This window comes from Polaromonas sp. Polasp52, assembly GCF_059491565.1.
Genome location: NZ_CP168513.1, coordinates 420,843 through 443,847 on the forward strand (window position 1 = coordinate 420,843; position 23,005 = coordinate 443,847).

22 protein-coding genes are annotated in these 23,005 nt (G+C 64.5%); 3 read left to right on the forward strand and 19 right to left on the reverse strand.

Features of this window, described 5'->3' with window-relative positions:
- Positions 1 to 46 precede the first annotated feature (46 nt).
- The 3 genes from ACEN9P_RS02065 to ACEN9P_RS02075 all read right to left on the reverse strand — a co-directional run bounded on the left by ACEN9P_RS02065 (position 47) and on the right by ACEN9P_RS02075 (position 3,593).
- On the reverse strand, positions 47 to 1,444 hold the full coding sequence (locus ACEN9P_RS02065; RefSeq protein ID WP_495620944.1) for an HlyD family secretion protein: 1,398 nt from the start codon (positions 1,442 to 1,444) through the stop codon (positions 47 to 49).
- 60 nt (positions 1,445 to 1,504) lie between these two features.
- Positions 1,505 to 2,977 carry an efflux transporter outer membrane subunit gene (locus ACEN9P_RS02070; protein WP_495622123.1) on the reverse strand — a complete coding sequence of 491 codons (1,473 nt, stop codon included), beginning with the start codon at positions 2,975 to 2,977 and terminating at the stop codon, positions 1,505 to 1,507.
- Between the two features lie 82 nt (positions 2,978 to 3,059).
- A complete protein-coding gene (locus ACEN9P_RS02075) occupies positions 3,060 to 3,593 on the reverse strand; it encodes a MarR family winged helix-turn-helix transcriptional regulator (protein WP_495620945.1) in 534 nt (177 codons plus the stop codon).
- Positions 3,594 to 3,682: 89 nt separating this feature from the next.
- On the opposite strand from ACEN9P_RS02075, the gene ACEN9P_RS02080 reads away from it, so the two are divergent.
- From ACEN9P_RS02080 to ACEN9P_RS02090, 3 genes are all read left to right on the forward strand, one after another.
- On the forward strand, positions 3,683 to 5,467 hold the full coding sequence (locus tag ACEN9P_RS02080; protein ID WP_495620946.1) for an ABC transporter transmembrane domain-containing protein: 1,785 nt from the start codon (positions 3,683 to 3,685) through the stop codon (positions 5,465 to 5,467).
- Between the two features lie 160 nt (positions 5,468 to 5,627).
- Positions 5,628 to 6,938 (forward strand): Glu/Leu/Phe/Val family dehydrogenase, encoded by a 1,311-nt coding sequence (locus ACEN9P_RS02085; protein WP_477701179.1) that lies wholly within the window; start codon positions 5,628 to 5,630, stop codon positions 6,936 to 6,938.
- Complete coding sequence (locus ACEN9P_RS02090; RefSeq protein ID WP_477662534.1) at positions 6,938 to 7,426, forward strand: hypothetical protein; 489 nt, start codon at positions 6,938 to 6,940, stop codon at positions 7,424 to 7,426. The genes ACEN9P_RS02085 and ACEN9P_RS02090 overlap by 1 nt, the downstream gene beginning before the upstream one ends.
- 9 nt (positions 7,427 to 7,435) lie before the next feature.
- Here ACEN9P_RS02090 and ACEN9P_RS02095 read toward each other — a convergent pair whose 3' ends face one another.
- Genes ACEN9P_RS02095 through ACEN9P_RS02170 form a run of 16 tightly spaced genes read right to left on the reverse strand, consistent with a single transcriptional unit; the run spans position 7,436 to position 22,963 of the window.
- Positions 7,436 to 7,951 (reverse strand): DUF1178 family protein, encoded by a 516-nt coding sequence (locus tag ACEN9P_RS02095; protein WP_477662535.1) that lies wholly within the window; start codon positions 7,949 to 7,951, stop codon positions 7,436 to 7,438.
- A 21-nt stretch (positions 7,952 to 7,972) separates the two neighbouring features.
- Entirely contained in the window at positions 7,973 to 8,593 is a 621-nt protein-coding gene (locus tag ACEN9P_RS02100) for an NUDIX domain-containing protein (RefSeq protein ID WP_477662536.1), read from the reverse strand.
- Positions 8,590 to 8,892, reverse strand: coding sequence for a DUF2818 family protein (locus tag ACEN9P_RS02105; protein ID WP_477662537.1), 303 nt, complete (start codon positions 8,890 to 8,892; stop codon positions 8,590 to 8,592). The genes ACEN9P_RS02100 and ACEN9P_RS02105 overlap by 4 nt, the downstream gene beginning before the upstream one ends.
- Positions 8,889 to 10,391 carry an NADH-quinone oxidoreductase subunit NuoN gene (nuoN, locus tag ACEN9P_RS02110; protein ID WP_477662538.1) on the reverse strand — a complete coding sequence of 501 codons (1,503 nt, stop codon included), beginning with the start codon at positions 10,389 to 10,391 and terminating at the stop codon, positions 8,889 to 8,891. The genes ACEN9P_RS02105 and nuoN overlap by 4 nt, the downstream gene beginning before the upstream one ends.
- Before the next feature lie 29 nt (positions 10,392 to 10,420).
- Positions 10,421 to 11,896, reverse strand: a complete 1,476-nt coding sequence (locus tag ACEN9P_RS02115) for an NADH-quinone oxidoreductase subunit M (protein ID WP_477662539.1) — start codon at positions 11,894 to 11,896, stop codon at positions 10,421 to 10,423.
- A gap of 30 nt (positions 11,897 to 11,926) precedes the next feature.
- Positions 11,927 to 13,951 (reverse strand): NADH-quinone oxidoreductase subunit L, encoded by a 2,025-nt coding sequence (nuoL, locus tag ACEN9P_RS02120; protein WP_495620947.1) that lies wholly within the window; start codon positions 13,949 to 13,951, stop codon positions 11,927 to 11,929.
- A 7-nt stretch (positions 13,952 to 13,958) separates the two neighbouring features.
- Complete coding sequence (gene nuoK / locus ACEN9P_RS02125; protein ID WP_007864437.1) at positions 13,959 to 14,267, reverse strand: NADH-quinone oxidoreductase subunit NuoK; 309 nt, start codon at positions 14,265 to 14,267, stop codon at positions 13,959 to 13,961.
- Positions 14,264 to 14,914, reverse strand: a complete 651-nt coding sequence (locus ACEN9P_RS02130) for an NADH-quinone oxidoreductase subunit J (protein ID WP_074577072.1) — start codon at positions 14,912 to 14,914, stop codon at positions 14,264 to 14,266. Before ACEN9P_RS02130 ends, nuoK begins: the two co-directional genes overlap by 4 nt.
- A 38-nt stretch (positions 14,915 to 14,952) precedes the next feature.
- The gene (gene nuoI / locus ACEN9P_RS02135; RefSeq protein ID WP_007864440.1) at positions 14,953 to 15,453 is read right to left on the reverse strand and encodes an NADH-quinone oxidoreductase subunit NuoI; all 501 of its coding nucleotides are present in this window, start codon (positions 15,451 to 15,453) and stop codon (positions 14,953 to 14,955) included.
- A gap of 3 nt (positions 15,454 to 15,456) precedes the next feature.
- A complete protein-coding gene (gene nuoH, locus ACEN9P_RS02140; protein ID WP_074577074.1) occupies positions 15,457 to 16,530 on the reverse strand; it encodes an NADH-quinone oxidoreductase subunit NuoH in 1,074 nt (357 codons plus the stop codon).
- Positions 16,527 to 18,683 carry an NADH-quinone oxidoreductase subunit NuoG gene (gene nuoG / locus ACEN9P_RS02145; RefSeq protein WP_495620948.1) on the reverse strand — a complete coding sequence of 719 codons (2,157 nt, stop codon included), beginning with the start codon at positions 18,681 to 18,683 and terminating at the stop codon, positions 16,527 to 16,529. The genes nuoH and nuoG overlap by 4 nt, the downstream gene beginning before the upstream one ends.
- Positions 18,684 to 18,702: 19 nt before the next feature.
- The gene (gene nuoF / locus ACEN9P_RS02150) at positions 18,703 to 20,097 is read right to left on the reverse strand and encodes an NADH-quinone oxidoreductase subunit NuoF (protein ID WP_495620949.1); all 1,395 of its coding nucleotides are present in this window, start codon (positions 20,095 to 20,097) and stop codon (positions 18,703 to 18,705) included.
- Entirely contained in the window at positions 20,094 to 20,588 is a 495-nt protein-coding gene (gene nuoE / locus ACEN9P_RS02155; protein ID WP_074577080.1) for an NADH-quinone oxidoreductase subunit NuoE, read from the reverse strand. The genes nuoF and nuoE overlap by 4 nt, the downstream gene beginning before the upstream one ends.
- A 5-nt stretch (positions 20,589 to 20,593) precedes the next feature.
- Positions 20,594 to 21,847, reverse strand: a complete 1,254-nt coding sequence (locus tag ACEN9P_RS02160; RefSeq protein WP_074577082.1) for an NADH-quinone oxidoreductase subunit D — start codon at positions 21,845 to 21,847, stop codon at positions 20,594 to 20,596.
- A 24-nt stretch (positions 21,848 to 21,871) separates the two neighbouring features.
- Positions 21,872 to 22,480 carry an NADH-quinone oxidoreductase subunit C gene (locus ACEN9P_RS02165; RefSeq protein ID WP_074577084.1) on the reverse strand — a complete coding sequence of 203 codons (609 nt, stop codon included), beginning with the start codon at positions 22,478 to 22,480 and terminating at the stop codon, positions 21,872 to 21,874.
- A 3-nt stretch (positions 22,481 to 22,483) separates the two neighbouring features.
- Positions 22,484 to 22,963, reverse strand: a complete 480-nt coding sequence (locus tag ACEN9P_RS02170; protein WP_007864469.1) for a NuoB/complex I 20 kDa subunit family protein — start codon at positions 22,961 to 22,963, stop codon at positions 22,484 to 22,486.
- Positions 22,964 to 23,005: the final 42 nt, after the last annotated feature.

Genomic DNA, 23,005 nt, shown 5'->3' on the forward strand with positions numbered 1-23,005 from the left:
CCGCGATGAGGGTTGACCGCGGTTGCGCTTGCTTGGGGTGAGCGGCTTAAGGTGCTGTGCGGTTGCCGGCCAGCGACAGCGTGTGGCTGAACGCAAGGGTCTGGGCATCGCCGACGGCCTGGGCCGGCAGAGCTGCGCCGCCCGGCTGCGGCGCCGGCCTGGCCGCGTTGGCAGCCTTGGCCGACTTCACGGCGGCCTTGCCGGTGTTGGCGGCAATCACGCGCTGCACATCCTTGTCGGCCGCGTCATCCTGCGCGCCGTAGGTCTGGCTGTGCGCCAGGGCAGCGTCGCGCGGCGCATCGGCCAGGGTCTTGCCGTCCTTGTTGCTCACGTCGACTTCGGCTTCCATGGAGAGACCCACGCGCAGCGGGTTCTCCGCCAGTTGCTTGGCGTCCAGCGCGATGCGCACGGGCACGCGCTGCACCACCTTGATCCAGTTGCCGGTGGCGTTCTGCGCGGGCAACAAGGCGAAAGCCGCGCCGGTGCCGACGCCCAGGCCCGCGACGGAGCCCTTGTATTCGACCTTCTTGCCGTACAGGTCGGCCACCAGCGTGACGGGCTGGCCTATGCGGATATTGCGCAGCTGCACTTCCTTGAAGTTGGCATCGACCCAGACCTGCTTGAGCGGGATGATGGACATCATGGGCGTGCCGGCGGCCACGCGCTGGCCCAGCTGCACCGTGCGTTTGGCGACGTAGCCGTCGACCGGCGCGAGCAGGCCGGCGCGCTGCGTGGCCAGGTAGGCTTCACGCACCTTGGCGGCGGCCACCTGCACGCTGGGGTGCTGCTCGATGCTGGTGCCTTCGGTCAGGGCCTGGTTGCTGGCGAGCTGCTCGCGCGCGGCGGTCACACCGGCCTGCGCGGCGGCCAGCGCGCTTTTGGCGGTGGCCAGCTGCGTCTGGGCGTGGTTGAGTTCTTCCTTGGAAACCGCGCCGTTGCCGGTCAGCGACTGGCGACGGTTCAAGTCGTCATTGGCGCGCGCGATGTCGCTTTGCGCCTTGACCACATCGGCGTCGCGCAAGGCGATCTGCGCGGCCAGCGTTCCGTTGTTGGCGTAAAGCGTGCGCACCTGGCGCACGGCCTGGGCCAGCGCGGCCTCGGCCTGCTCGAGCGCGACCTTGGCGTCGGCCGGGTCCAGTTGCACCAGCGCCTGGCCGGCTTTCACAAAGTCGGTGTCGTCTGCCATGATGGCCATGACGGTGCCGCCGATCTGCGGCGTGATCTGGATCACATTGCCCTGCACATAGGCGTTGTCGGTGGACTCATAGTGGCTGGCCACCAGGTATTCATAGGCGGCCCAGCCCAGGCCGGCGACCACCACGACGGCGGCCAGCGCTGTCAGCGCCTTTTTGCGCTTGGGGTTGCCCGCGGGTGCCTGCACCGGTGCGGCGACTGGCGTGGATGTTGGAGAAGCTGCGGAATTGGAGGATTCAGGAGTGCTCATGATGTTTGGGTCTGCTGGTGATCTGTTGGTGTTTGTATCTGGGGGTCGTCTGCGGCTGGCTCAGAAGGCTGCGGCGCTGGCATGGCGGCCCGCGGTCATGGCGGGGCCGGGGGTGTAGCCGCCGCCCAGTGCGCGTATCAGCGCCACCTGCGTGTCCAGCGCGCGGGCCGACAGGTCGACCGCGAGCCGGCGCTGGGCCAGCACGCTGGTTTCCGCCGTGAGCACATTGAGGTAGTTGCCCAGGCCGGCCTTGTAGCGCTGCACGGCGATTTCGTAAGCGCTTTCGGCGGCGTCCTGAGCGGCGCGCTGCTCGGTTTGCTGGCGAACAATGGCTTGCGAGGACGCGACCTGGTCGGCGACGTCGCGCACCGCGTCGATCACGGCGGCGTTGTAGCTCTCCACCGCGGCGTCGAGGTCGGCGGTCTTGCCGCGCAGGTTGGCGCGCAGCCGGCCCGCGTCAAAAATCGGCAGGCGCAGCGCCGGGCCCACGCCCCACTGCCGGCTGCCCGAGTCGAGCAGGTTGCCCAGGCCTATGCTGGAGAAACCGGCAAAGGCGACGAGGTTGATGTTGGGATAGAACTGGGTCTTGGCGTTGGCCACGTCCCTGGACGAAGCCTCGACGCGCCATCGCGCGGCGGCGATGTCGGCGCGGCGGCCCAGCAGGTCGGCGGGGATGGTGGCGGACACCGCGACGTTTTTGATCGCGGCTTGCGCGGAAGGTGCCAGTGCGGCGGCACCATCGGGCTGGCCTACCAGCGCGCCCAGCGCATTGCGCGTGAGTGCCATCTGCTCGAGCAGGGTTTCAAGCTGCAGGCGCGCTTCAGGCAGGCCGCCCTCGCTTTGGCGCAGTTCGAGGCGGGTATCCAGGCCGGCATCGACGCGGTCGCGCACCAGCTTCAGGGTTTCCTCGCGCTGCGCCAGCGTGCGGCGCGCCACATTGGCCTGTTCATTGAGGCGCACCAGCTGGAAGTAGCTGCGCGCGACATTGCTGGCCAGCAGCAGCCGCGCGGCCTGGGCGTCGGCTTCGGCGGCATTGGCGCTGCCCAGCGCGGCGTCGAGTGCCGCGCGGTTCTTGCCGAAGAAATCAAGCTCCCAGCTGGCGTTGAGCTGGGCCGTTCCGCTTTCGCGGATGGAGCCGGCCAGCGGCGGGGGCACCGCGCCGTTGGCGGTGTAGCGCTGTCGGGTCAGGTCGAGCTGGCCGGTGAGCTGCGGCAAAGTGGCGGCGTCGGCCACCTCGATCACGGCCTGCGCGCGCGCCAGGCGTGCCTGCGCGAGCTTGAGGCTGGGGCTGGTTTGCAGGGCTTGGGCGACCAGGGTGTTGAGCTGCTCGTCGCCGAAATCGCGCCACCATTCAGCGGCCAGCGGCGCCTGCGCAGTGGCCTGCGCGCCGGAATCCGGGTTGGCCTTCAGGCCCAGCGAGGGCGCGTCGCGCAGGCTGGCTTGCGGCGCGATGCCGGACATGTCGGCACAGCCGGCAAGGCCGGTCGCCATCAGGCCCACGGCCACCACGCTGGCAGCAGCCACCAGGGCCATGCGAAAGGATGCCTGCCAGACCGGCAGCTTGGGGCCCGCATCGGGCGTCATACCGGGGACGGCCCGGGGAAAGTCACAGGTGTTATTTGTCATCTTGTTCATTCGCTGCTTGGAGGGTGTGCGCGGTTTCAAGGATGCGGCGCAGATAGCCTTTGAGGTTTTGCCACTCCTCGACCGAGAAGCCGGCCAGGTGGGCGTTCTGCACACGGCTGAGCACGGCGGGGATTTCCTTGGCGGCTTCGCGGCCTTCGGACGTGAGCTCGATGTTCACCACGCGCCTGTCGTCGCTGGAGCGGATGCGGCGGCAAAAGCCCTTGGCTTCGAGCCGGTCCAGCAGGCGGGTCATGGAGCCGGCGTCAAGCTGGCATTGGCGCGCCAGTTCGGCCACGGTGGAGGCCTTGCCGAGGTAGAGCTTGAGCATGGGCACCCATTGGGCGTTGGTCAGGCCCTGGGGCTCGAGTTCGCGCGCGACCTGCTGGGAGACGCTGTTGATGATCTGGCGCATCAAATAACCGGTGCTTTGGCCGGCGTCGTAGTCGCTCGCGCAGTAAAACTCGGCCGGCAGGCCGCAAAGTGCGGGGCCGGGAGCTTCCGGGCGGGGGGATTTGGCATTCATGGGGCCGAATAATACATGCCTAGACAAATAATGTCAAGGCTGTGTTTGTTTTGGCAATTTTCTGACCTATTTTTGACTAAACTCCCTGGATGGCGACACTTCCCCCCTCCTCCGGCCCCAAGGGCTCACCACGTTCCCTCTCCGGCCTGCTGCCTTTTCTGCGTCCCTACCGAGGCCGCATCCTGCTGGCCGCGCTCTTCCTGGTGCTGGCAGCGGTAGCGACCCTGGTGTTCCCGCTGGCCTTGCGCGGCCTGATTGACGGCGGCTTCAGCGCGGCCGGCAAGGGCGAGCAACTGATGGCCTTGCGCACGCATTTCTTCGAGCTGTTTGCCGTGGCCGCCGCGCTGGGGCTTTTTTCGGCCGGCCGTTTTTACATGGTGAGCTGGCTGGGCGAGCGCGTGACGGCCGATTTGCGCAATGCGGTCTATGCCCATGTATTACGGCAAAGCCCGGAATTTTTTGAGACCACGCAGACCGGCGAGGTGCTGTCGCGCCTGACCGGCGATACCACGCTGGTGCAGACCGTCGTGGGCTCCTCGCTGAGCATGGGCCTGCGCAATGCCGTGATGGGCGTGGGCGCGCTGGGCATGCTGGTCTATACCAACCCCTATTTGATGGTGCAGGTGCTGGGCGTGCTGGTGCTGATCGTCGCGCCCTCGGTGTGGTTCGGGCGGCGCGTGCGCAAGCTCTCGCGCGCCAGCCAGGACCGCGTGGCCGACTCCAGCGCAATCGCCGCCGAGGTACTCAATGCGATTCCGGTGGTGCAAAGCTACACGGCCGAGGCGCGTGAAGCCGGGCGTTTCGACCAGTCGACCACCCGGGCCTTCAACACCGCCGTGCGCCGCGCCGGGGCGCGTTCGGTGCTGGTGGCCTTCATCATCATCGCGACCTCGGCGGCGCTGCTGTGGGGCCTGTACCAGGGCACGCAGGCCGTGATGCGCGGCGACATCACGGCGGGCCACCTGGGCCAGACCGTGGTCTACGTGATCATCCTGGCCAGCGCTTCGGCGGTGCTGGGCGAGGTCTACGGCGACCTGCTGCGCGCGGCGGGCGCCACGGAGCGGCTGATGGAGCTGCTGGCCTCGCGCTCGCCCGTCAGCTCGCCGGCCCAGCCGGTGCCGGCCCGGCTGACGCAGGCGGGCAGCGCGGTCCGGTTCGAGGCGGTGAACTTTCACTACCCATCGCGCCCGGCGCAAGCCGCGCTCGGCGATTTCAGCCTCAGCGTGGCGCCCGGTGAGACCGTGGCCATCGTCGGGCCCAGCGGCGCGGGCAAGAGCACGGTGTTCCAGCTGCTGCTGCGTTTTTACGACCCGGCTTCGGGCCGCATAGAACTCGACGGCGTGCGCACCGACGCCATGGCGCTGGAGGACCTGCGCCAGCGCATAGGCATGGTGCCGCAGGACGCGGTGATCTTCTCCACCAGCGCGCTGGAAAACATCCGCTACGGCAAGCCCGGGGCCAGCGATGAAGAAACCCGCGCCGCCGCGAAAGCGGCCTTCGCGCACGAGTTCATCACGGCCCTGCCCGAGGGCTACGACACCTTTCTGGGCGAGCGCGGCGTACGCCTGTCGGGCGGGCAGCGCCAGCGCATCGCGATCGCGCGGGCCATGCTGAAGAACTCGCCGCTGCTGCTGCTCGATGAGGCCACCAGCGCGCTGGACGCTGAAAGCGAACGCATGGTGCAGGCGGCGCTGGAGTCGGCCATGAAGGGCCGCACCACGCTGGTGATCGCCCACCGCCTGGCCACGGTGCAGCAGGCCGACCGCATCCTGGTGCTGGACCACGGCCGGCTGGTGGAACAGGGGACCCACACCGAACTGGTAGCCCGTGGCGGTGTTTACGCGCGGCTGGCCGCCCTGCAGTTCACGGTATGAGGCCCGCCGCGCCGCCCGCCAGGGCCCGGCTGCTGAATTCAAGCCCGGCGATATGCATTATTTGCATAGATCGTGGTGCACAATGCCTTGGACTATTCGGGAGCGGGCTTTTAAGCTCCGTGCACTGAGTTTCACCAAGAAATCCCACAAGGAGTTTTTCATGTCGCACGCCTCAACCGGCCCCATCCCCGCGGGCTCCCACCCCCTGCCCTCCTACCTCCAGGCCGACAACCTCGGCCCCTGGGGCAACTACCTCCAGCAAGTAGACCGGGTCATCCCCCACCTGGGCAGCCTGGCGCGCTGGGCCGAGACGCTCAAGCGTCCCAAGCGCGTGCTGATCGTCGACGTGCCCATCCACATGGACGACGGCACCGTCGCCCACTTCGAGGGCTACCGCGTGCAGCACAACGTCTCGCGCGGCCCCGGCAAGGGCGGCGTGCGTTTCCACCAGGACGTCACGCTGTCGGAAGTGATGGCCCTGTCGGCCTGGATGTCCGTCAAGAACGCGGCGGTCAACGTGCCTTACGGTGGCGCCAAGGGCGGCATACGCGTGGATCCCAAGAAGCTTTCCCGCGGCGAACTCGAGCGCATGACGCGCCGCTACACCAGCGAGATCGGCATCATCATCGGCCCCAACAAGGACATCCCGGCGCCCGACGTCAACACCAACGACCAGATCATGGCGTGGATGATGGACACCTACTCGATGAACACCGGCTCCACCTCGACCGGCGTGGTCACCGGCAAGCCGGTGGACCTGGGCGGTTCGCTGGGCCGGCGTGAGGCCACGGGCCGCGGCGTCTACACCGTGGGCGTGGAAGCGGCCAAGCACATAGGCCTGGACATCGCGACCTCGCGCATCGCGGTGCAGGGTTTCGGCAACGTGGGCGGCGTGGCGGGCAAGCTGTTTGCCGAAACCGGCGCGCGCGTGGTGGCAGTGCAGGACCACGGCGGCACGATTTACCGCGAAGCCGGCCTGGACGTGCCGGCGCTGCTCAGGCATGTGGAAGCCAACGGCAGCGTGGCCGGTTTCCAGGAGGCCGAAGTCATCGCCAACGACAAGTTCTGGGACGTGGACTGCGACATCCTGATCCCCGCCGCGCTCGAGCAGCAGATCACCGAAGCCAACGCCGGCCGCATCAAGGCGCGCATGATCATCGAAGGCGCGAACGGCCCGACCACGCCGGCCGCCGACGACATCCTGCACGACCGCAACATCCTGGTGCTGCCGGACGTGATCGCCAACGCCGGCGGCGTGACGGTCAGCTACTTTGAATGGGTACAGGATTTCTCCAGCTTCTTCTGGGACGAGGAAGAAATCAACAAGCGCCTGGTCAAGATCATGAAGGACGCCTTCGCCGGCGTCTGGCATGTGGCCCAGGACCAGAAGGTCAGCCTGCGCACCGCAACCTTCATCGTGGCCTGCAAACGCATACTGCACACGCGCGAGCTGCGCGGCCTCTACCCCTGATGGAGCATGCGCCCGACGGCCCCGGCGACGGGCGGTCCGCGATGGCCGCTTTTCGCCGGCCCGCGGCCGCCTTGTTTCTGGGTGCCCTGGTGGCGGTCCTCGCGGCGCTGCTGGGGCCTTTGCTCGACGGCCCGGCTGTGGCGCGCTGGAGCGTGCAAAGTTATGAAGACGAAAACCTGCGGGCCGCCTTCGCGCTGATCGCCATCCGCCACCTGCCGATGTTCCTGCTCGCGATAGCGGCCGGCAATGGGGTGTTCAGGCTGCTCAAAAACACCTCGCTCACCCTGGTGGCGATCAGCAGCCTGCCGTGGCTGCTCTACGTCGCCGTGACCGGCACCCTGGACTCCATGGCCGTCGGTGAAAGCCCGTTCAGCTGGGTCAGTTATGAGCCGGCCTATTTCATCTGGCCGCATTTTGTCGCCATCCCGCTGGGGCTTTATGCGGCGAGCCGCATGGTGCGGCGCCGCCGGACGGCAGTGCCCGGCTGAGCGGCCAGCCTACTGCAGCGTTTCCTTGACCGCCGCCGGCAGCGGCAGCGGCATGACCTCAATGCCCTCTTCCAGCAACTCGACGGCTTCACGCACGCTGGTCTGGCCGCGTATGCTGCGCGCTTCCTGCTCGCCGTAGTGCATGCGGCGCGCCTCGTCGGCAAAACGCGTTCCCACATCCTCGGTATTGGCCAGCACATGGCGCAGGGCCTGCAGGAATGCGGCCTGCTGCGCCTGGCCGGCACCGGCCGGCATGCCCGCGACGGCGGCCATGTTGCGCCCCGCAGCGCCCTCCTGCGCATTCACGGCGGTGGAAGGCGATGGGGACTGTTTTGCGGACGCATCCGGGTCCTGGCGGCCGCCGAGGTTCAGGCGCGGTGCACTCGGGAGTTTTTGCACGCTTTTGTCGGCGCACAGCGGGCATTCGACCAGGCCGCGTGACAGCTGGCTCTGGAAATCGTCTTCGGACGCAAACCAGCCTTCAAATACATGCTGGTGCGAACACTGGAGATTCAGGACCTTCATGGGCGGATTATCGCCGGGGCGTCAGGCAATGGCAGGCTGCCAGTCCAAAGCCCATGCGCCCGACAGCACGTTTTGCAGCCACAGCGCGCCCGTCAGTGTTTTGGCGTCGGTCACCTGCCCGTTCGCGCACCAGGCCAGCAATTCGGCGGGCGTGGCGGTAAAAACATCGAGGAATTCACCGGCATCGAGCTTGCGGGCGCCCTGTGCCAGCCCGCGCGCGAACCAGATGTCGATGAACTCGGTTGAATAGGAGATCACCGGGTGCAACACACCGGCGCGCGCCCACTCGCGCGCGGTGTAGCCGGTTTCCTCGAGCAGCTCGCGCTGCGCGCAGGCCAGCGAGGCTTCACCCGGGTCCAGCTTGCCCGCGGGGAACTCGACCATGACGGCCTGCACCGGGTAGCGGTATTGGCGCTCCAGCACCAGGCGGCCGTCGTCGCATTGGGCCACGATCATCACGGCGCCGGGGTGGATGATGTATTCGCGCGTCGCCTGCGTGCCGTCCGGCAGGCTGACGGTGTCGCGCATGGCGTGGAGGAAATTACCCTTGAGGATTTCCGTGGAAGCCAGCCGGGTCTCCACAAGATGCGCATCGGCCGGCTTGCCGGCTTCAGGGTCGCCCGGTAGCGCGGCTTTTTTCATGGCCGGTGCTTGAACAGGTAGCGCCAGGTGAAACCGGGAAAGGCGAAGGTGATGAAGAGCGCGCCGGTGATGGCGTAGAACTCCCAGCCTTGCGGCGCGATCTGGCCGCCGCGCTGCTCGAGGTAGAGGCCCAGGCCGCCTATGAGTAAATACCAGACGACCATTTCACCCAGCCGGACCGCGAGGTTCTTGGGCTGCTTGAGGGCGTAGACCGCGAACAGGCGGTTGCTGACAAAAGGCAGGTTGGCCGCCAGCAGGGCCAGCAACACCACCAGCCAGACCGAAGCCGTTTGTGTCATGAACCCAGGGACTTGACGATGCTGCTGATCGACTGGGAACACAACGTCATCAGGCCGCCGGGCAGCATGCCCAGGATCAGGATCATCGCGCCGTTGATCGCGAGCACCACCTTGGCGTCCGTCGGTCCGGAAACCGGCTGGGCGTTGTGGGCCAGCGGCGCGTCAAAGTACATGACCTTGACCACGCGCAGGTAGTAGAAGGAGCCGACCAGCGACATGACCACGGCAAACACAGCCAATGCGATGTAGCTGGCTTGTTGCGACGAAACCAGCGCCTGCAGGACGGACAGCTTGGCATAAAAACCCACCAGCGGCGGCAGGCCGGCCAGCGAGAACATGCAGATGGCCATCACGCCCGCGTACAGGGGGCTGCGTTGGTTCAGGCCGGCCAGGTCGACGATGTCCTCGGACTCGTGGCCGGCGCGCGCCAGCAGCATGATGATGCCGAAGGCGCCCAGGGTGGTGAGCACATAGGTCAGGGCATAGAACATCGCCGCGCTGTAGGCGGACTCGGTGTTGAGCTGGTTGCCGTTGACCACGCCGGCCAGCAGGCCGAGCAGCAGGAAGCCCATCTGGGAGATGGTCGAGAAGGCCAGCATGCGCTTGAGGTTGGACTGGGCGATGGCGGCCAGGTTGCCGACCAGCAGCGAGCCTATCGCCATCAGGGCCAGCATCTGCTGCCAGTCGATCGCCAGCGGCAGCAGGCCCTCGACCAGCAGGCGTATGCAGATCGCGAAGGCCGCGAGCTGGGGCGCGCCGCCTATCAGCAGCGTCACCGCCGTGGGTGCGCCCTGGTAAACGTCGGGCAGCCACATGTGGAAGGGCACGGCCCCCAGCTTGAAGGCCAGGCCGGCCACAATGAAGACCAGGCCGAAAATCAGCACCTGGTGGCGGACCTGGCGGCTGGCGATGGCGTTGAACACGTCGTTGAGGTCCAGGGAGCCGGTCGCGCCATAGAGCATGGACAGGCCGTACAGCAGGAAGCCCGAGGCCAGCGCGCCCAGTACAAAATACTTCATGGCCGCTTCGGTAGCGACGGCGTTGTCGCGGCGCAGGGCCACCAGCGCGTAGCTCGACAGCGTCAGCAACTCCAGGCCCATGTAGATCACCAGGAAGTTGTGGCCCGAGATCATCACGAACATGCCCACCAGCGCGAACAGGCTCAGCGTGAAGAATTCGCCGCCACGCAGCATCTCGCGGTCCGCGGCGTAAGGCCGGCCGTACACCAGCGTGATCATCAGGGTAATGCAGGCAAAGCATTTGAGCCAGCTGCCCATGGGGTCGACGACCACCATGTTGCCGAAACCGTAGAAAGTCTGCCCGCCCACCGCGTAGGCGGCTTCCATGGCGGCCACCACGGCCAGCGTCAGCAGGGTGAGCACATAGGTGAGCGTGCGCTGCGGCGTCTTGACGCCCAGGTCCACCAGCGCGATCACGCAGGCCATGGTCAGGAGTATGAGTTCGGGATAAACCGCGATCCAGGAGAGTTTGTCTATCATCTGAATTCTTTGTAGTTGCTCGGTCGGCTTCAGTTCAGCTTGGAGACTGCGACATGCTTGAGCAGGTCGGCGACCGACGTGTTCATCACGTCCGTGAAAGGCTTGGGATAGATGCCCATGTACAGCACGGCAATGGCCAGCATGGCCAGCATCAGGAACTCGCGGCTGTTGATGTCGGTGAGCGCCTTGACGTCTTCATTGGCCACGGGGCCCAGGTAAACGCGCTTGTACATCCACAAGGTATAGGCCGCGCCGAAAATCAGCGCGGTCGCCGCGGCTCCGCCTATCCAGAAGTTGGTCTTCACGGCGCCCAGGATCACCATCCACTCGCCGACAAAACCCGCCGTGGCCGGCAGGCCGCAGTTGGCCATGGCGAACAGCAAGGCAAAAGCCGCGAACTTGGGCATGGTGTTCACCACACCGCCGTAGCTGGCGATTTCACGCGAATGGACGCGGTCGTAGAGCACGCCTATGCACAGGAACATGGCGCCCGAGACAAAACCGTGGGCGATCATCTGAACCAGGCCGCCCGAGACGCCCAGGTCGTTGAAGATGAAAAAGCCCAGCGTGACAAAACCCATGTGGGCCACCGACGAGTAGGCCACCAGTTTTTTCATGTCCTGCTGCACCAGGGCCACCAGACCGACGTAGACGACCGCGATCAGCGACAACGCGATCATCAGCCAGGCCCATTCGTGCGAAGCGTCCGGGGCGATGGGCATGGAAAAACGCAGGAAACCGTAAGCACCCAGCTTCAGCATGATGGCCGCCAGCACCGCGGAGCCGCCGGTGGGCGCCTCGACGTGCACGTCGGGCAGCCAGGTGTGGACCGGCCACATGGGCACCTTGACGGCAAAGGCCGCGAAGAAGGCAAAGAACAGCAGCGTCTGTATGGTGCTACCCAGCGGCAGCTTGTGCCAGGTCAGGATGTCGAAGCTGCCGCCCGACTTGTTGTACAGGTAGATCAGCGCGACCAGCATCAGCAGCGAGCCGAGCAAGGTATAGAGGAAGAACTTGAAGGCCGCGTAAATCTTGTTGGGGCCGCCCCAGATGCCGATGATCAGGTACATCGGGATCAGCGTGGCCTCGAAGAACACGTAGAACAGGATGCCGTCCAGCGCCGAGAACACGCCGATCATGAGCCCGCTCAGGATCAGGAAAGAGGCCATGTATTGGTTCACGCGCGTGGTGATGGCTTCCCAGCTGGCGATGACGACCACCACGTTGATGAAGGCCGTGAGCAGCACGAACCACAGCGAGATGCCGTCGACACCCAGGTGGTAATTGACGTTGAAGCGCTGGATCCAGCTGCCCTTCTCCACGAATTGCATGGCCGAAGTGCCCAGCTCGAAGCCGCCGTACAAAGGCAGCGTGACCAGGAAACTGACGACCGCGCCTATCAGCGCAACCCAGCGAACGCTGCGCGCCTGCTCGTCACGGCCCAGCGCCAGCAGAACCACACCGAAAACAATCGGTGTCCAGATCGCAAGACTCAACAAACCCATTCTTGTTCTTCCTTGATTTTGTTGAACTGATCAGCGATTGAGCCAGACGAAATACGTCATCAACACAAACACGCCAACAATCATGCCGAAGGCATAGTGGTAGATGTAGCCGGACTGCAGCCGGCGCACCACGCCGGAGACCCAGCCGACCAGCTTCCACGAACCGTTGACCAGCGCGCCGTCGATCAGCTTCTGGTCGCCACCCTTCCAGAGGGCTGTACCGAGCAGGCGTGTGCCGCGGGCCAGCACGTTTTCGTTGAACCAGTCGAAGTAGTACTTGTTGTCGAGCAACGTGAACACGGGCATGAACATGCGCTTGATCGCAGCCGGCAGGGCCGGGTTGACCATGTACATATACCAGGCGAGTACCGAGCCCGACAGAGCCAGCCAGAACGGCGCGGCGGTGAGGCCGTGCAAAGCCATCTGGGCCGGGCCGTGGAACAACTGCTTGAGCTCTTCCATGGCGGGGTGTTTCTCGAGGTTCACGAAGATGGCGTCCCTGAAGAACCCGCCGTACAGCATGGGCTCTATCGTCATGAAGCCAATCACCACGGACGGAATCGCCAGCAGGATCAGCGGCACCGTCACCACCCAGGGGGATTCATGCGGCTCGTGGTGCTCGCCATGGTGGCCGTGGTCGTCGTGGCCATGGTGGTGTGCGTCGGGGTTCTGGTCGTACCGCTCCTTGCCGTGGAACACCAGGAAATACAGGCGGAACGAATAGAAGGCCGTCACGAAGACGCCCGCGAGCACCGCGAAATACGCAAAACCGGAGCCGGCCAGGTGGCTTTCATGCACGGCCTCGATGATGCTGTCCTTGGAGTAGAAACCCGCGAACAAAGGCGTGCCTATCAAGGCCAGCGTGCCCAGCAGCGAAGTGATCCAGGTGATGCGCATGTACTTGCGCACGCCGCCCATCCAGCGGATGTCCTGGTTGTGGTGCATGCCGATGATGACCGAGCCCGCCGCCAGGAACAGCAGCGCCTTGAAGAAGGCATGGGTCATCAGGTGGAACACCGCGACGGAATAAGCCGACGCACCGAGCGCCACCGTCATATAACCCAGCTGCGACAGCGTGGAATAGGCGACCACGCGTTTGATGTCGTTCTGGATGATGCCGAGAAAGCCCATGAACAGGGCCGTGATGGCGCCTATCACCATGATGAAGCTGAGCGCGGTGTCGCTGAGCTCGAACAGCGGCGACATGCGTGCCACCATGAAGATACCGGCGGTCACCATGGTGGCCGCATGGATCAGCGCGGAAATCGGGGTCGGGCCTTCCATGGAGTCCGGCAGCCAGACATGCAGCGGAAACTGCGCCGACTTGCCCATGGCACCAATGAAAAGGCAGATGCAGGCCACGGTCACCAGCATCCAGCCGGTACCCGGGAAGGTCAGCTTGGAGAGTTCATCGGCCTTGGCAAAAGCCTCGGCGTAGTTCAGCGTGCCGGCATAGGCGGCGATCAGGCCGATGCCGAGGATGAAGCCGAAGTCGCCCACACGGTTGACCAGGAAGGCCTTCATGTTCGCGAAGATGGCGGTCGGCTTGTTGTACCAGAAACCGATCAGCAGGTAGGACACCAGGCCCACGGCTTCCCAGCCGAAGAACAGCTGCAGCATGTTGTTGCTCATGACCAGCATCAGCATGGAGAAGGTGAACAGCGAGATGTAGGCAAAGAAGCGGTTGTAGCCCTCGTCTTCTTCCATGTAGCCTATGGTGTAGATGTGCACCATCAGGGACACAAAGGTCACCACGCACATCATCATGGCCGTGAGGCCGTCGACCAGGAAGCCGATTTCCATTTTCAGGCCGCCGACGTTCATCCAGGTGTAGAGCGTTTCGTTGAAGCGCGCGCCGTCGACGGCCACGCTCTTGAGCGTCATGGCCGAAATGATGAAGGCCACCAGCACGCCGAGAATCGTCAGGCTGTGCGACAGGCGCCGGCCTATCCAGTTGCCGCCGAAGGAAGTGCCGAGAATACCGGCCGCCAGGGCGCCGGCCAGCGGCGCCAGCGGGACGGCCAGCAGGGCCGATGCGGAGAGGGTTTGGCTCATCTTGTTTTTAGCCTTGGAGCGTGTTGAGTTCGTCGACGTTGATGCTGGACTTGTTGCGGAACAGCAGCACCAGGATGGCCAGGCCTATGGCCGATTCGGCCGCGGCGACGGTCAGGATGAAGAACACAAAAACCTGGCCGGCCATGTCGTTCAGGTAATACGAGAAGGCCACAAAATTCATGTTGACGGCCAGCAGCATGAGCTCGATGGCCATGAGCAGCACGATGAGGTTCTTGCGGTTCAGGAAGATGCCGATGACCGACAGCGCGAACAGCATCGCGCCCAGTGAAAGAAAATGTCCCAGGGTGAGCGTCATGCCTTCTTCTCCTCGGCGGGTACGGCCGCGACAACCGGCGGTGCGGCCACGACGGATTTCATCTTGACCAGGCTCACGCGATCCGAGCGTTTGACCCGGATCTGCTCCGACGGGTTCTGGTATTTGGAGTCCTTGCGCGCGCGCAGGGTCAGCGCGATGGCGGCAATGATGGCCACCAGCAGGATCACCGCGGCGACTTCCAGCGGGTAGAGGTATTCGGAGTACAGCAGCTTGCCGAGCTCCTTGGTGTTGGAAAGCTGCGCGCCTATCTGGCCCGCGCCGGACGCGACCTTGGGCGGCTCACGAAAGCCGCCCATCAGCACGTAAGACATTTCCAGCGCGATGATGGCGCCGACGGAGCCGGCCAGTGGGAAATGCTTCCAGAAGCCCTTGCGGACACTGTCGATGTTGATGTCCAGCATCATCACGACGAACAGGAAGAGCACCATCACGGCGCCCACGTAGACCAGCACCAGCGTGATGGCCAGGAACTCGGCCTTGAGCAGGATCCAGACGGCGGACGCCTGGAAGAATGCCAGCACGAGGTACAGCGCCGCATGCACCGGGTTGCGCGCGGTAATCACCTTGAATGCCGCAAACAGCAGCACCGCGGCGAAAACATAAAAAAGACCTGTTTTAGCGTCCATGTTGTTGTGGATTCTTTCTTGAGCCAGCGGCCTGGGGTTCAGCGGTACTTGGCATCCGCCGCGCGGTTGGCGGCGATTTCGGACTCATAACGGTCACCCACGGCCAGCAGCATCTCTTTGGTGAAATACAGGTCACCGCGTTTTTCGCCGTGGTATTCAAAGATGTGGGTCTCGACGATGGAGTCAACCGGGCAGCTCTCTTCGCAGAAACCGCAGAAGATGCATTTGGTCAGGTCGATGTCGTAGCGCGAGGTGCGGCGGCTGCCGTCTTCACGCACGTCGGATTCAATGGTGATGGCCATGGCCGGGCACACCGCTTCGCAGAGCTTGCAGGCGATGCAGCGCTCTTCGCCGTTGTCATAACGGCGCAGGGCGTGCAAGCCGCGAAAACGCGGGCTCAGCGGGGTTTTTTCCTCGGGGAACTGGACCGTGATCTTGCGGCTGAACATGTACTTGCCGGTCAGGGCCATGCCCTTGAACAGCTCGGTGAGCATGAAGCTCGAAACAAAATCCTTGACGGAGGCTACTGCGGAAGACATGGTTTATTTCCAGATGTTGTAGGGCGTCTGCATCCAGGCGCCGACGACCACCAGCCAGACCAGGGTCACGGGGATAAAAATCTTCCAACCCAAACGCATGATCTGGTCATAACGGAAACGCGGGAAGGTGGCGCGCACCCACAGGAACATGGTGACCACGACAAAAGTCTTGGCGCCCAGCCAGATCCAGCCCGGGATGAAGCTCAGCGCTTCAACGGGCGGCAACCAGCCGCCCAGGAACATCAGCACGGCCAGGATGGCGACCAGCCACATGTTGGCGTATTCAGCCAGGAAGAACATCGCGAAGGCCATGCCCGAGTATTCGACCATGTGGCCTGCCACGATTTCGGATTCGCCTTCAACGACGTCAAAGGGATGGCGGTTGGTCTCGGCCAGGCCGGAGATGAAGTACACGACAAAGATCGGCAACAGCGGCAGCCAGTTCCAGGACAGGAAGGTCCAGCCGCTGCTGGCCAGCATGCCCTTGCCCTGGCTCATCACGATATCGGTCATGTTGAGGCTGCCCGACACCATGAGCACCACCACCAGGCAAAAACCCATGGCGATTTCATAGCTCACCATTTGCGCCGAGGCACGCATCGCACCCAGGAAGGCGTATTTGGAGTTGGAAGCCCAGCCCGCGATGATCACGCCATACACTTCCAGCGAGGTGATGGCCATGAGGAACAGCAGGCCCGCATTGATGTTGGCCAACGCGATCTCGGGCCCAAAGGGAATGACGGCCCAGGCGGCCAGGGCCGGCATGATGGTCATGATGGGGCCGAGCACGAACAGGCCCTTGCTGGCCGCCGTGGGGATGATGATTTCCTTGGTCAGCAGCTTGAGCGCGTCGGCGATAGGCTGCAGCAGGCCGAAAGGCCCGACGCGGTTGGGGCCGAGGCGGATCTGGGTGAAACCGATGGCCTTGCGTTCCCACAAGGTCAGGTAAGCCACCAGGCCCATCAGCGGCGCCAGCACACAAACGATCTTGATGAGCGTCCACAGCACAGGCCACACGGTGCCCGGCCAGATGCCGCCCATCAAACCCTGGCCGAAGGCGAAGATTCCGTCAATCATGCGCCTGCTCCTTCAAGCTGGGCTTCCAGGCCGGCGGCCTGGCGGGCATCAGCCGTGAGCTGCAGCGAGGTCGCGCGCCTGACCAACCCGTCGAGCTGGTAGATGCTGGCCACGGCAGGCGCTTGGGCGGCAACCGCCGACAGGTCGATACCGGCCTGGGTTCCGTTGCCCAGCTTGTCCGCGGACAGCTGCGCCGCATCGGCACCGGCGACTTGCTTGAGCACGTCCTGCGAGGATTCAAAATCGAAGCCGGGCAAGCCCAGCAGGTTGGCAAGCACGCGCAGCACCTTCCAGGCCGGGCGCGTATCGCCCAGCGGCTTGACGACGGCGTGAAAGCCCTGCACGCGGCCTTCGGCGTTCACAAAGGTGCCGGGGGTTTCGGTGAAAGGGGCGATAGGCAGCAGCACGTCGCTGAAAGCCATGTTGGCCTTGAAGGGGCTCAGCGTCACGACCATTTGCGCGGTGTTGAGCGAAGACTTGGCCCTGGCGCCCGCGGCCGAATCAAACTCGGGTTCGTTGTTGAGCAGGATCACGGCCTTGAGCTGGCCGTCCAGCATCTGGCCGGCATTCAGGCCCTTGCCGGCTGGCAAGGCGCCGGCCAGCTGTGCACCCACGGTGTTGGCCGCTTCGGTGAGGTAGCCCACGCTGGCACCGGTCTGCGCGCCAATCCAGTTGGCCAGCGCCAGCAGGCTGGAGGCCTTGGCGTGGTGTGCGGCGGCATTGCCCAGCAAAATGGCTTTGCGCTCGCCGCCCAGCAGGGACTTGGCGATGGCCTTGGCAGCATCGGTGGCCTGGCCGGCGGCCGGCGCCGTGACCCCCTTGTCGGCCGCAACTGCGGCGGCCACATCGGCCAGGGCCTGGGCCCAGGCCTCGGGCGCTGCGAGCAGCGTGTTGGCGACGGGCATGGCCCAGGCATCGGCGTTAGCCAGTTCGGCTGCGGAATTGATGCTGCTCAGCGCGCCGCCCTTGCGCACGGCCTGGCGTATGCGCTGCGCGAACAGCGGATGGTCCTTGCGCAGGTTGGAACCCACCACGAGCACACGCTGCAGCTGCGACAGCGAAGCGATGGACGCGCCCAGCCAGCGTATGGCCGAAGGTGCGGCGAACTCGGCGTTGCGCAGGCGGTAGTCGATGTTCTCGCTGCCCAGGCCGCGCATCAGCGAGGCGGCCAGGTAGAGTTCTTCGAGCGTGCTGTGCGGGCTGGCCAGGGTGCCGATGCTGCCGGCACCGTGGTCGGCCTTGATCTGCTTGAGGCCGTTGGCCACGTATTCGAGCGCGGTCTGCCAGTCGACGGTTTTCCACTCACCGCCCTGCTTGAGCATGGGGCTGGTCAGGCGTTCGTCGCCGTTGAGGGCTTCATACGAAAAACGGTCGCGATCGGCGATCCAGCATTCGTTGATGTCTTCGTTCTCCAGGGGCACGACGCGCATGACCTTGTTGCTCTTGACCTGGACGATCAGGTTGGCGCCGGTCGAGTCGTGCGGGCTGACCGACTTGCGGCGCGACAGTTCCCAGGTGCGGGCGCTGTAGCGGAAAGGCTTGCTGGTCAGCGCGCCGACCGGGCAGATGTCGATCATGTTGCCGGACAGTTCGGAATCCACCGACATGCCGACGAAGGTTTCGATCTCGGCGTGCTCGCCGCGGTGCGACATGCCGAGCTCCATCACGCCGGCCACTTCCTGGCCGAAACGCACGCAGCGCGTGCAATGGATGCAGCGGCTCATCTCCTGCATGGAGATCAGCGGGCCGACGTCCTTGTGGAAGACCACGCGCTTTTCTTCCTCGTAGCGCGATTCGCTGCCGCCGTAGCCGACGGCCAGGTCCTGCAGCTGGCACTCGCCGCCCTGGTCGCAGATCGGGCAGTCCAGCGGGTGGTTGATCAGCAGGAACTCCATCACGCCCTTCTGGGCCTTGATGGCTTTGTCGTTCTTGGTGCGCACGATCATGCCCTGGGTGACGGGCGTGGCGCAGGCCGGCATGGGCTTGGGCGCTTTTTCCACATCGACCAGGCACATGCGGCAGTTGGCGGCAATGCTGAGTTTCTTGTGATAGCAGAAGTGCGGAATGTAGGTGCCGGCTTTTTCGGCCGCATGCATCACCGTGCTGCCTTCAAGCACTTCCACCTTCTGGCCGTCGAGTTCTATTTCAACCATATTTTTTTCTTTCCGCGGTTCAGGCTTGCGCGGCAGCCGAAACCGGAGCGTGGGAGACTTGTGGCTTGATCATGGCTTCAAACTCATGGCGGAAATGCTTGATCATGGCGCGCACCGGCATGGCCGCGGCATCGCCCAGCGCGCAGATGGTGCGGCCCTGGATGTTGTCGGCCACCGAGTTGAGCAGGTCCATGTCGGTCTGCTTGCCCTGGCCGTTGTGGATACGGTCCACGACGCGCCAGAGCCAGCCCGTGCCTTCGCGGCAAGGCGTGCACTGGCCGCAGGATTCATGCATGTAGAAGTAGGACAAGCGCTTGAGCGACTCGACCATGCAGCGGCTGTCGTCCATCACGATCACCGCGCCCGAGCCCAGCATGGAGCCGGCCTTGGCGATGGAGTCGTAGTCCATGGTGCACTCCATCATGATGGAGGCCGGCAGCACGGGCGCCGACGACCCGCCGGGGATCACGGCCTTGAGCGTGCGGCCCTTGCGCACGCCACCGGCGAGCTCCAGCAGCTTGGAGAACGGCGTGCCCATGGGCACTTCATAGTTGCCGGGCAACTCGACGTCGCCCGAGACCGAATAAATCTTGGTGCCGCCGTTGTTGGGCTTGCCGCATTCGAGGTAGGCCTGGCCGCCATTGCGGATGATCCAGGGCACGGCCGCGAAGGTCTCGGTGTTGTTGATGGTGGTGGGCTTGCCGTAGAGGCCGAAGCTGGCCGGGAACGGCGGCTTGAAGCGCGGCTGGCCTTTTTTGCCTTCGAGCGACTCGAGCAGCGCGGTTTCCTCGCCGCAGATATAGGCGCCAAAGCCGTGCGAGGCATGCAGCTGGAAGCTGAAGCCGCTGCCGAAGATGTTGTCGCCCAGCAGGCCAGCGGCGCGCGCCTCTTCGAGCGCTTCTTCAAAGCGCTGGTAGGTCGCGAAAATTTCGCCGTGGATGTAGTTGTAGCCCACGCTGATGCCCATGGCATAGGCGGCGATCGCCATGCCCTCGATCACGCTGTGCGGGTTGTACTGCATGATGTCGCGGTCTTTGCAGGTGCCCGGCTCGCCCTCGTCCGAGTTGCAGACCAGGTACTTCTGACCCGGGAACTGGCGCGGCATGAAGCTCCACTTGAGCCCGGTCGGGAAACCCGCGCCGCCGCGGCCGCGCAGGCTGCCGGCCTTGACCTCGGCGATGACCTGGTCGGGCGTCATGCCCTCGCCGCCGTCCTGCTTGAGGATCTTGCGCAGGGCCTGGTAGCCGCCGCGGGCTTCGTAGTCCTTCAGGCGCCAGTTGCTGCCGTTGAGGTCGGCCAGGATTTGCGGGTTGATGTGCCGGCCGTGGAAGCAGGTCTGCACGCCGGTGGCCGCGAACTGGGACAGCACGCTTTGCGCGGCTGCGCTGTTGGGAGACAGGGGAGCGAGCGTCATGGTTGCTTTGCCTCGGCGGATTTGAGACCTTCGATGAGCTGGTCCAGCTTCTCGTTGCTCATGAAGCTGCACATGGTGAGGTCGTTGACCAGCATCACCGGCGAATCCGCGCAGGCGCCCAGGCATTCGGACTGCTGCAGCGTGAACAGGCCGTCGGCGCTGGTCTCGCCCATGGCGATGCCCAGCTTGTGCTCCAGGTGCTTGAGCGCCTTGGCGCCATCGCGCAGCTGGCACGGCAGGTTGGTGCAGACGTTGAGCTTGTACTTGCCAACGGGGCGCTGGTTGTACATGTTGTAGAAGGTGGTGACTTCGTGCACGGCGATAGGCGCCATGCCGAGGTATTCGGCCACGGCCTTTTCACTCTCGGCGCTCACGTAGCCGTGCTCTTCCTGCAGGATGGTCAGGCAGGCCATGACGGCCGACTGCTTCTGGTCCGCGGGGTATTTGGCGACTTCGCGGTCGAAGCGCGCTCTGGTTTGTTCAGAAATCATGGGGACTACCGGTCAATTTCACCGAACACAATATCCATGGTGCCGATCACGGCGACGGCATCGGCGATCATGTGGCCGCGCGACATTTCGTCCATGGCCGCGAGGTGCGGGAAACCCGGCGGACGGATCTTCAGGCGATAGGGCTTGTTCGCGCCGTCGCTGACGATGTAGATGCCGAACTCGCCCTTGGGGTGCTCGACCGCCGCATAGGCTTCGCCTTCGGGCACGTGGAAGCCTTCGGTGAAGAGCTTGAAGTGGTGGATCAGCTCTTCCATGTTGGTCTTCATGGACTCGCGGTCCGGCGCGGCGACCTTGTGGTTGCTGGTGATGACGGGGCCGGGGTTCACGCGCAGCCAGTCCACGCACTGCTTGATGATGCGGTTGGACTGGCGCATTTCCTCGACGCGCACCAGGTAGCGGTCGTAGCAGTCGCCGGTCTTGCCGACCGGGATGTCGAAGTCCATCTTGTCGTAGACGTCGTAGGGCTGCTGCTTGCGCAGGTCCCAGGCAAAACCCGAGCCCCTGAGCATGGGGCCGGTGAAACCGAGGTTGAGGGCGCGCTCGGGCGAGACGACGCCCACGCCGACGGTGCGCTGCTTCCAGATGCGGTTGTCGGTCAGCAGGGTTTCGTATTCGTCGACGTAGCCCGGGAATTTGTTGGCGAAGTCCTCGATGAAGTCGAGCAGCGAGCCCTGGCGGTTCTCGTTGAGCGCCGCGATGGCTTTGGCGTTCTTGACCTTGCTGACGCGGTACTGCGGCATGCTCTCGGGCAGGTCGCGGTAGACGCCGCCCGGGCGGAAGTAGGCCGCGTGCATGCGCGCGCCGGAGACGGCCTCATACATGTCGAACAGGGCCTCGCGCTCGCGGAAGCAGTAAATCAGGATGTTCATCGCGCCGCAGTCGAAACCGTGCGCGCCCAGCCACAGCAGGTGGTTGAGCAGGCGCGTGATTTCGGCGTACATCACGCGGATGTACTGCGCGCGTACCGGCACGTCGACGCCGAGCAGCTTCTCGATGGCCAGGCAGTAGGCGTGCTCGTTGGACATCATGGAGACGTAATCCAGCCGGTCCATGTAGGGCAGCGACTGGATGTAGGTTTTGCTCTCGGCGAGTTTTTCGGTCGCGCGGTGCAAGAGGCCGATGTGCGGGTCGGCGCGCTGTATCACCTCGCCGTCAAGCTCGAGCACCAGGCGCAGCACACCGTGCGCCGCGGGATGCTGCGGCCCAAAGTTAAGCGTGTAGTTTTTGATTTCAGCCATGTGGGTATCTCTTGCCGGCGCCGCTTATTGCAGGCCGCCGTAGTTGTCTTCGCGGATCACACGCGGGGTGATCTCGCGCGGCTCTATGGTGACCGGCTGGTAAATCACGCGCTTTTGTTCGGGGTCGTAGCGCATCTCCACATGGCCCGAAGTCGGGAAGTCCTTGCGGAAAGGATGGCCGATGAAACCGTAGTCGGTCAGGATGCGGCGCAGGTCGTTGTGGCCTTCAAAGATGATGCCGTAGAGGTCGAAGGCCTCGCGCTCGAACCAGTTGGCCGAATTCCAGATGCCGTTGAGCGAATCCACCACGGGGAAATCGTCGTCGGGGCAAAACACCTTGAGGCGCACGCGCTGGTTGAGGCTGACCGACAGCAGGTGCGACACCACGCAGTAGCGCGGGCCGTCGTGCTGGCCGTCCCGGTATTCGGAATAGTCGACGCCGCACAGGTCGATCAGTTGCTCGAAGCGGCAGCCGGGCGCATCGCGCAGCTGGGTGGCGGCCGCCAGGTAGTCGGCGGCGGAGACTGTGAGGGTGATTTCGCCGAGCGCTGTCTTCAGGCTTTTGACCTTGTCGCCGAGGACGGCGTGAATCGTTTCGGCGAGCTGCTCCATGGACACGGGGGAAGAGGACATGCTTTATGCCCTCGCAATCGTGTTGGTGCGGCGGATTTTCTGCTGCAGCTGGATGATGCCGTACATCAGCGCTTCGGCCGTGGGCGGGCAGCCCGGCACGTAAACGTCCACCGGCACGATGCGGTCGCAGCCGCGAACCACGGAATAGCTGTAGTGGTAGTAGCCGCCGCCGTTGGCGCACGAGCCCATGGACAGCACCCAGCGCGGCTCGGACATCTGGTCGTAGACCTTGCGCAGGGCCGGACCCATCTTGTTGCACAGCGTGCCGGCCACGATCATCAGGTCGGACTGGCGCGGGCTGGGGCGGAACAACATGCCGAAGCGGTCCAGGTCGTAGCGCGCCGCGCCGGCATGCATCATTTCGACGGCGCAGCAAGCCAGGCCGAACGTCATGGGCCAGAGCGAACCCGTCTTGGCCCAGTTCACCACCGAGTCATAGCTCGTGGTCATGAAGCCTTCGTTGAAAACACCTTCAAGTGACATACCCGTACCTTTGTGGCGAGATTCGCCCTAGCCCTAGAGAAC